Below are 7,306 nucleotides of genomic sequence, written 5' to 3' on the forward strand. Positions count from 1 at the left end.
GGACTTCCTTGGCTCGGCGGCGGCTTCAGAGAGGGAGAGTGATCCAGATGCTCTTGCCCGTGCCGTCGGCGTCGGGCCGGGTGACCGCGGTCCCGCCGAGCCGCAGGGTGAGTTCCATGACGGTGCCCAGCCCGCCCGTGCCGGTGACCGCTTCGTGCAGCGGGGGCCGGTAGGGGTGGTGGTCGTGGACGGCGAAGGCGAGCGTGTCTTCGCTTCCCGCGTAGATCACTGTGATGTCCGGTGATCGGTCGGCGGCGTGCCGGACACTGTTGGTGACCAGTTCGCTCAGGATCAGGAGCGCCGGGCCGACGGCGGGGTGGCGCAGGCTCACTCCCCACTCGGTGAGGGCGAGTTCGGCGGTTTCGCGGGCCATGCGGACGGCCGGGCCGACGGCGGGCACCGTCAGCGCATGCCGCCACGGAAGTGTCTCGATCCGCGGGACCATCATGCCTCCTGGTGGACGAGACGGAACCCTGTGACGGTCTGCGGCTGGATGCGCAGGAGCGTGTCGTGCGGGCCGTGGGTCCAGCCGAAGAGCGTCCTGCGGTAGTGGGCGGCCTCGTTCGGGTCGGTGATGATCTCGGCGGGGCCGGTGGCGGTGATCGTCCAGCCGGTGCCGTCGGCCTCTTCGATCTCGTCGGCCTGGTAGGTGAGGGCGGTGCGTGCGGACAGGGCGGAGGCCTGGACCGGGGCCCGGACGATCAGACGGCCGTAGTCGAGGCGGTGCACCGCCGGGCGGACGGCCGGGATCTCCCGTCGGACGTACACCAGGCGTCCCCGGGCAGCTCCTTCGAGCAGCCACAGGGCCTCGGAACCGGAGACCTCCGTCAGGTGGCGCGGCACGGGTCGGGTCATCGGGCGGGCTCCTGAACGGCGGTACGCAGCTGCTGGGCGGGAGCGGGTGGCAGGAGCCCGGCGTCCTCCAGGCAGATACGGGCCCCTGCGATCGCTTCGGGCGTGGTGGCGTACTCGCGGCCCTCCGGGCGCAGCAGTGCCAGGGTGCCGGTCGAGTCGAGGGCCTGGCGGTGCTCGGGCCGTATCCCGGAGGCCAGCACGGTGATGCCTCGCCGGTTCAGTTTCTGGACGGCGTCCTTGAGGACGAGGGAGCCGGTGGCGTCGATGGTCGATACCCGCGCCATGCGCAGGATGACGACGCGGACGTCGGCGACCTCGGAGAGCTCCAGCAGGAAGCGGTGGGCCGCGGCGAAGAACAGCGGGCCGTCGAGGCGGTAGGCGACGATGTGCTCGGCGAGCAGCGCGTGTTCCTCGTTGCTGTGGTCGCCCTGGTCGCCGGGGTCCAGTGGGATCTCGTCCATGCGGGCCTGCCGTGCGACGGCCCGGAGCGCAAGTGCTCCGGCTACGGCCAGGCCGATGATCACCGCGTACACGAGGTCGAGGGCGAGGGTCGCGATGGCGGTCAGGACGAGGATCAGCGCGTCCGAGCGGGTTGCCTTGGCCATCGCCCGCAGCGAGCCGACCTCGACCATGCGGACCGCGGTGGCCAGCAGCACGCCCGCGAGCGCGGCGAGCGGGATCTTGGAGACCAGCGGGGCGGCGGCGAAGACGATGACCGCGAGGACGGCGGCGTGGGTGAGCGCGGCGAGCCGGGAGGAGGCACCGGTGCGGACGTTGACCGCGGTGCGGGCGATGGCGCCGGTCGCGGGGACACCGCCGAACAGCGGGGCGGCGATGTTCGCCAGGCCCTGCCCGAACAGTTCCTTGTCCGGGTCGTGCTTCTGCCCCACGGTCATGCCGTCCGCTACCTGGGCCGAGAGCAGCGATTCCAGGGCGGCGAGGGCGGCCACCGCGACCGCGGGGGCCAGCAGTGAGCCAAGGGCTTCGGGGTGCAGGAAGGCGAGGGAGGGGGCGGGCAGGCCGGAGGGCAGGGTGCCGATCGGAGCGGCCGCGTCGAGGTGCAGGACGTGTGCGACGGCCGTGGCGGCGATCACCGCGACGATCGAGAACGGGATCGTCGGCCGCCACCGTGCGCCGAGCAGCATCACCAGCATCACCCCGAGGGCGAGGGCGAGGGCGGTCCAGTTGGGGTCGCGGACGAATTCCTCGACCGCGTGCCAGGTGACCGCCAGGACCTTGTCGCCCTCCGGCTTGTCGATCCCGAGCGCGTTCGGGACCTGCTGGAGCCCGATGACGCAGGCGATGCCGAGGGTGAAGCCCTCCACCACCGAGGCCGGGATGTAGGCCATGTACCGCCCGGCCCGCAGCAGTGCGAGCGCGATCAGTATCGCTCCGGCGATCAGCCCGACCGTGAGTACGCCGCCGGGTCCGTACTGGGCGACGATCGGTACCAGGACCACGGTCATCGCGCCGGTCGGCCCGGACACCTGGAGGCTGGAGCCGCCGAAGACCGCCGCCAGTGCGCCAGCCACCACCGCGGTCGCCAGTCCGGCCTCGGCGCCGAGGCCGGACGAGACGCCGAAGCCGAGCGCGAGCGGCAGCGCGACGATCGCCACGGTCAGTCCGGCCAGCAGGTCCCTGCGTGGATTGCGGCCCATCGCCGCCAGGTCCGTGCGGCTGGGCAGCAGAGAGAGTGCCGCGTTCCGGACCTGGCCGGTCAAGGTGCTCACTTGGCGGTGCCCTCGGCTTCCCGCAGCTCCTCCAGCAGCTGGTGCTGTCCCGCCAGCATCTCGGTCAGAATCCGGCGCGCGGCCCGCATCAGCTCCGCGACATCCCCGCCGGCGAGTCCGTACACCACCGTTGTCCCTTCCCGCCGGGAGGCCACGATGCCGGAGCGGCGCAGCACCGCGAGCTGCTGGGACAGGGTCGAGGGTTCCACCTCGATCCGCGCGAGCAGCTCGCGCACCGGCATCGGCCCGTCCTGGAGTAGCTCCAGCACCCGTATCCGCACCGGATGCCCCAGCATCCGGAAGAACTCGGCCTTGGCCTGATACAGCGGAACGGACACGTTCTTTGGGACCTCTCTCCGGCACGCACCAACTCCGTGCCCGCGGCTACCTGCGGACACAGCCACCACAGCATGTAATGAATTGCAAATTTTCGCAATTCGGTTAGCCATAAATATACTGCTCCGGTGACCGAGAACCTTCCCGCATGCCCCCAGTGCTCCAGCGCCTACACCTACGAGATGGGCGCGCTCCTGGTCTGCCCGGAATGCGGGCACGAGTGGCTGCCCGCGTCCGAGGAACCGGCGGACGGCGCCGAGGGGCGTGTCGTCAAGGACGCCGTCGGCAACGTGCTGAACGACGGCGACGCCGTGATCGTCGTCAAGGCCCTCAAGGTCAAGGGCAGCCCGTCGGGCATCAAGGCCGGCACCAAGGTGCGCGGCATCCGTCTGGTCGACGGCGTCGACGGCCACGACATCGACTGCAGGATCGACGGTTTCGGCGCCATGCAGCTCAAGTCCGGAGTCGTCAGGAAGGCCTGATCCCAAGGGCCTGCGCGGATGCCGGTCCTCGCGCGCGTCTGGCGGTTCCGGGGGCAGGGCCGGGAGCGGCTGTCAGGCCGTCCGGGGGCGAAGGGGTATGACCTCGTGGTGGGCCGCGCCGTAGGAGCGGAGCCGTCGGTGACGACCACCCGGGGCACCGCGCGGGTCGTCTTCCGCAGGCGCCGGAAGAAGCGCCGGGCGGCAGCCTTGCCGCGGCGGCTCCGCACGAGGGCGTCGAGAACGGTGCCGTCCTGGCCGGCGGCACGCAGGTACTTCCGCTCGCCGTTGATCAGGTCCGCTTCACCGGGGCGTGGGGCCGGGGCGGCGCGGGCGGAAGGCCGTCGCCGTCCTGGTCCACGTCGTCACCGCGCGCACCAGCTGGCGCGTCGTGCGCGCCCTGGCCACCACCACCCGCGAAGGCGGCCAGGGCCTGGAGGACGGTGAACCGCGCCGCTGTGGCCTCGTGCGGGTGGTGACTGATGCGGGCCAGCTCATGGCGGGGCTGCAATCACCCTCATGGCCAGGCGGCTCACCCGACGGAACCCCGCAGCAACCCGCCCGTGGCCCTCCGGAGTGCGCCACTCCTCAGCCGGACGGAACACGCTGCACGGGCAGCGCTGTTCGCCTCCCGGCCCAGAAACGGTGGACAGCCCAGCCGGCACCGAGCACAGCGGATGTCCAGACGATGGCCTCGGCGAGAATGATCGCCGGGGTCAAGGTGAGGTGCGGCCGAGGCGGCAGCACGACCATCTGCGTGGCAGCACCCACCGGAACCGTCAACGCCGCCAGCAAGCCGGCCCATCCAGGCCGCCTTATGGCTGCGCCCACCACACCGAGGACCAGTCCGAACGGCAGCCCCACCAGCAACCACCTGACCATATCCGTGTCGGCCCCCGAGACGAAGACATCCGTCACGTAGTACGCCACTGTGGCAGCGATCAGCGCCAGGGCCCCGGCCAGCGCACCTCGGACCCACGTCCCGGCCAGCCAGCCCATCGCCACCGCCAGCGCGGCCCAGGACCAGCCTGCGTCCACCAGCAGGCTGAGCACCTTGGCGGCCTTGGCCCATACGGTGCCCGTGAGAGACGTCCCGAGCTCTGCATATGGCGACGAAAGCGCGTTGACGAGCGAGGTAACCGCCCCAAAGCACGCCCCGGCAGCGAGGCCGCCCATGGTGATCTTCATACCGAGAGGGTATCCAGTGGTCAGCAACGCCCCTCCGGGCTGCTGCTGACCACTGGGTGGGTACGGTCCGGACACCTGCCCCCGCCTCAAACTGGCGCACGCCGGATGCGCTGCGTCCCCGTCATAGGGATCGGCGCCATGCCCCCTGCGCGGTCCACCATGGGATCAGACCGCCTCCCCGTGCGTGAAAGCCCTGCCGCAGCGGCCCAAGGGCCGCCTCAGGTTCCTGTTCCGCCAGGTGCGGGCGGGCCAGACGCGCGGACGCGCCGCCCAGTTCCTTCGTCCTGGACGCCTTCGTGTCCGCAGCCCACTCGTACCGCCTTGGCGGGGTATCCGCGAAAGGCCGTCCACCAACCAGTTGCGGGGCAGCCGCCCTCCCGGCCGGGTTCCGGGAGCGGGCGGTCCGCCCCTGAGTCTCCGACTCAGGTCACTGTCCAGCGCAGGTCAGGTCCTTCGCGGGCAGTCGGCCCGTGGTCAGGTACCGCGTGACGCTGGCGTCCGCGCAGGACGGTCCGGCCACCACCACGCCGTGGCCCTCACCGCCGGCCACGGTGACCATCCGCGCGCCGTGCAGCGCCCGTCGCATGCCCTGCGCCATGGGCAGCGTCGCCTGCGGATCCCACTGGTTCTGCACGATCAGCGCGTTGACGTCGTTGCTCACCACGGTGGCCGGCTCCCTTGCCTCCGGCTTCCAGAACGCGCACGGCTGAATGGTGGCCCCCAGGTCTCCGGCCAGCGGGTACGTGGCCCGGTCCCGGATCACGTCCCGGCGGTACTGCTCGGGGTCGCGCGGCCAGCTGCGGGTGTCGCCGCAGAAGGCTGCCCAGGTGACGGCGGACTGGTTGTCGGCAGGAACGTCCGCGCCGAACGCCCCCGCGTCGGCGGACCGGACCGGGGCGGAGCCGGGGACAGCCGGTTCGGCCGACGCGGTCGGCGTCGGCGGCGCGGGCGGTCCGCCTGCGGCCGAGGCCTTCAACGCGGCGATCCACGGGGTGACGGTCCTGACGCCGACGAACGCACCGTACTGGGAACGGATGGCGCCCCCGCTGAGCGCCCCGCCATTGACCGGGACGGGTGTGCGGTCGGCGCGGGCGACAAGCTCCCAGTACGCCTTTCGGACCTTCGCCGGAGTCGGCCCCAGACCGTAGGTGTCGTTGCGGGCGGCGGCCCACTCGGTCCAGCGGGTGAAGGCGAGTTCGGCCCCGGCCGACCACCCCCGGAACGTCCCTCGCCACGCGAGCGCCGGATCGAGGGCGCTGTCCAGCACGAACCGGTCCGAACGCTGGGGAAACATCTGCGTGTAGACGGCTCCCAGGTAGGTGCCGTACGAGTACCCGAAGTAGGAGATCTTCTTTTCCCCCAGTGCCGCCCGGACGATGTCCATGTCCCGTGCCGTGTTGCGGGTGGTGATGTGCGGCAGCATGTCGCCCGCCTTGGACCAGCACTTGTCGGCCACCGTCCGGGCCAGGGCCACGTCCTTCGCGAACGTCCGTGCGGTGTAGGGGTGCTGGACGGCCTGTTCGCCGGCCGTCAGACCGCAGCTGACCGGCGCGCTCTGCCCGACCCCGCGCGGGTCGAAGCCGACCAGGTCGAACTCCTCTCGTACCTCCGCCGGCAGCAGCGGCTCGATCTCCACGGGCATGGTCAGTCCCGGGACGCCCGGTCCCCCGGGATTCATCAGCAGCACACCGTGCCGCTCCTTCGCACCACTCGCCTTTACCCGCGATATCGCGAGGTCGATCTTCCGGCCCCCGGGGTCGCTGTAGTCCAGTGGCACCTCGACCTTCGCGCATTCGAACGTCGTCGGCCCGCCCGTATCGCAGCGCACCCAGCGGAGTTGCTGCTGCGCGTACTGCTGGAGCGGATCCCCTGCCGCGAACGCCGTCACGGGGGTGAGCGCTGCCATCAACGCCGTCACCGTGCCGACCGTGAGCACGGGAATCGTTCGGGCGCCTCGTAGAGCCATGCCAGTCCTCTGTGCGGAATCAGTGTCTCGAATTGCCTCCAGTCTCTGTTCCGCCCCACTCGTACCCCGTACGGCGCGGGAATGGACTCGTGATCCTGCTAGCGGTGTAGGACGGCACACCGACGTCCTGCTGGAGTCCTGCTCCGGGTCGTTCACCAGTCAGGGTGCACGGCTGATCGGCCGTCTGCCGACAGTCGTGCCCTCGGCACACCGGCCCACAGCACTGCGCCGAAATGGAAGGGCGCGGTGCCGACGGCGCGGCCTGTCGCCGTGTCGTCGGCGTCCGGACGGGAACGGCTCGACACCGCTGCCGTGTACGGCACCCGCTGGCCGGGTGGCGCCGTCGGCCTCGCGCGCGCCAACCCGACCGAGCTGCCGTTCTCCCCAGCCGCACAGACCGGCGAACGGAGTCCAACAGCAGTGCGGTGTCGGTAAGTTGCCTCCTCACCACCATCAGCCCCCACCGGCAGACAGCAGCGCTCCGGTGCGTTCGGCCCAGATCGCCTGCGTCGATTCGGCCGTGTCGCGGGCGACGGTGCTCGTTCCTGCGGCGGGTTCCTCGGGAGCGGCAGTGGCGGACCAGTCCGGCCCGTCGGCCCACTCGTCGCGGCCTTCCTGTCTCACGGTTTTACCGAACCGGCGCACGGGTCTCCCGGCCCCTAGGCCCTGTCGTCAAAGTGATCTTGGATTGTGGATCATGGAGTCGTGATACGTCGCCATGAACTGTCCGATGCCGAGTGGGACCTCATACG

At 71.1% G+C, this 7,306-nt stretch carries 9 protein-coding genes and 1 pseudogene; 1 reads left to right on the forward strand and 9 read right to left on the reverse strand.

Annotated features, from left to right (window positions below; all coding sequences use genetic code 11):
* Positions 1–25 precede the first annotated feature (25 nt).
* The 4 genes from ACFVWY_RS34350 to ACFVWY_RS34365 all read right to left on the reverse strand — a co-directional run bounded on the left by ACFVWY_RS34350 (position 26) and on the right by ACFVWY_RS34365 (position 2,923).
* Complete coding sequence (locus ACFVWY_RS34350; protein WP_389878867.1) at positions 26–445, reverse strand: ATP-binding protein; 420 nt, start codon at positions 443–445, stop codon at positions 26–28.
* Positions 445–855 carry a pyridoxamine 5'-phosphate oxidase family protein gene (locus ACFVWY_RS34355; protein WP_389878860.1) on the reverse strand — a complete coding sequence of 137 codons (411 nt, stop codon included), beginning with the start codon at positions 853–855 and terminating at the stop codon, positions 445–447. The genes ACFVWY_RS34350 and ACFVWY_RS34355 overlap by 1 nt, the downstream gene beginning before the upstream one ends.
* Positions 852–2,513: a SulP family inorganic anion transporter gene (locus ACFVWY_RS34360; protein WP_389878868.1), complete on the reverse strand. Its 1,662-nt coding sequence runs from the start codon at positions 2,511–2,513 to the stop codon at positions 852–854. The genes ACFVWY_RS34355 and ACFVWY_RS34360 overlap by 4 nt, the downstream gene beginning before the upstream one ends.
* Positions 2,514–2,581: 68 nt before the next feature.
* The gene (locus ACFVWY_RS34365; RefSeq protein WP_389878861.1) at positions 2,582–2,923 is read right to left on the reverse strand and encodes an ArsR/SmtB family transcription factor; all 342 of its coding nucleotides are present in this window, start codon (positions 2,921–2,923) and stop codon (positions 2,582–2,584) included.
* Positions 2,924–3,049: 126 nt separating this feature from the next.
* Between ACFVWY_RS34365 and ACFVWY_RS34370 the strand changes: the two genes are divergently transcribed.
* Complete coding sequence (locus ACFVWY_RS34370; protein ID WP_389878862.1) at positions 3,050–3,403, forward strand: zinc ribbon domain-containing protein YjdM; 354 nt, start codon at positions 3,050–3,052, stop codon at positions 3,401–3,403.
* Between the two features lie 93 nt (positions 3,404–3,496).
* On the opposite strand, the pseudogene ACFVWY_RS34375 reads toward ACFVWY_RS34370, so the two are convergent.
* The 5 genes and pseudogenes from ACFVWY_RS34375 to ACFVWY_RS34395 all read right to left on the reverse strand — a co-directional run.
* Positions 3,497–3,717, reverse strand: a pseudogene (locus ACFVWY_RS34375) (DDE-type integrase/transposase/recombinase); the annotation flags it as partial.
* Complete coding sequence (locus ACFVWY_RS34380) at positions 3,693–3,911, reverse strand: hypothetical protein (protein WP_389878863.1); 219 nt, start codon at positions 3,909–3,911, stop codon at positions 3,693–3,695. The gene ACFVWY_RS34380 and the pseudogene ACFVWY_RS34375, both read right to left, overlap by 25 nt.
* Positions 3,912–3,988: 77 nt before the next feature.
* The gene (locus tag ACFVWY_RS34385; RefSeq protein ID WP_389878864.1) at positions 3,989–4,588 is read right to left on the reverse strand and encodes a hypothetical protein; all 600 of its coding nucleotides are present in this window, start codon (positions 4,586–4,588) and stop codon (positions 3,989–3,991) included.
* Positions 4,589–5,015: 427 nt separating this feature from the next.
* Positions 5,016–6,554, reverse strand: coding sequence for an alpha/beta fold hydrolase (locus tag ACFVWY_RS34390; protein ID WP_389878865.1), 1,539 nt, complete (start codon positions 6,552–6,554; stop codon positions 5,016–5,018).
* Between the two features lie 453 nt (positions 6,555–7,007).
* A complete protein-coding gene (locus tag ACFVWY_RS34395; protein WP_389878866.1) occupies positions 7,008–7,178 on the reverse strand; it encodes a hypothetical protein in 171 nt (56 codons plus the stop codon).
* Between the last annotated feature and the right edge of the window lie 128 nt (positions 7,179–7,306).

This window comes from Streptomyces sp. NPDC058195 (assembly GCF_042883525.1).
GTDB lineage: Bacteria > Actinomycetota > Actinomycetes > Streptomycetales > Streptomycetaceae > Streptomyces.

Bases quoted from the DNA above. Each gene is read 5' to 3' on its own strand.
- ACFVWY_RS34385 (WP_389878864.1), bottom strand. From the start codon at position 4,588: ATGAAGATCACCATGGGCGGCCTCGCTGCCGGGGCGTGCTTTGGGGCG.
- ACFVWY_RS34355 (WP_389878860.1), bottom strand. From the start codon at position 855: ATGACCCGACCCGTGCCGCGCCACCTGACGGAGGTCTCCGGTTCCGAG.
- ACFVWY_RS34360 (WP_389878868.1), bottom strand. From the start codon at position 2,513: ATGGGCCGCAATCCACGCAGGGACCTGCTGGCCGGACTGACCGTGGCG.
- ACFVWY_RS34390 (WP_389878865.1), bottom strand. From the start codon at position 6,554: ATGGCTCTACGAGGCGCCCGAACGATTCCCGTGCTCACGGTCGGCACG.
- ACFVWY_RS34350 (WP_389878867.1), bottom strand. From the start codon at position 445: ATGGTCCCGCGGATCGAGACACTTCCGTGGCGGCATGCGCTGACGGTG.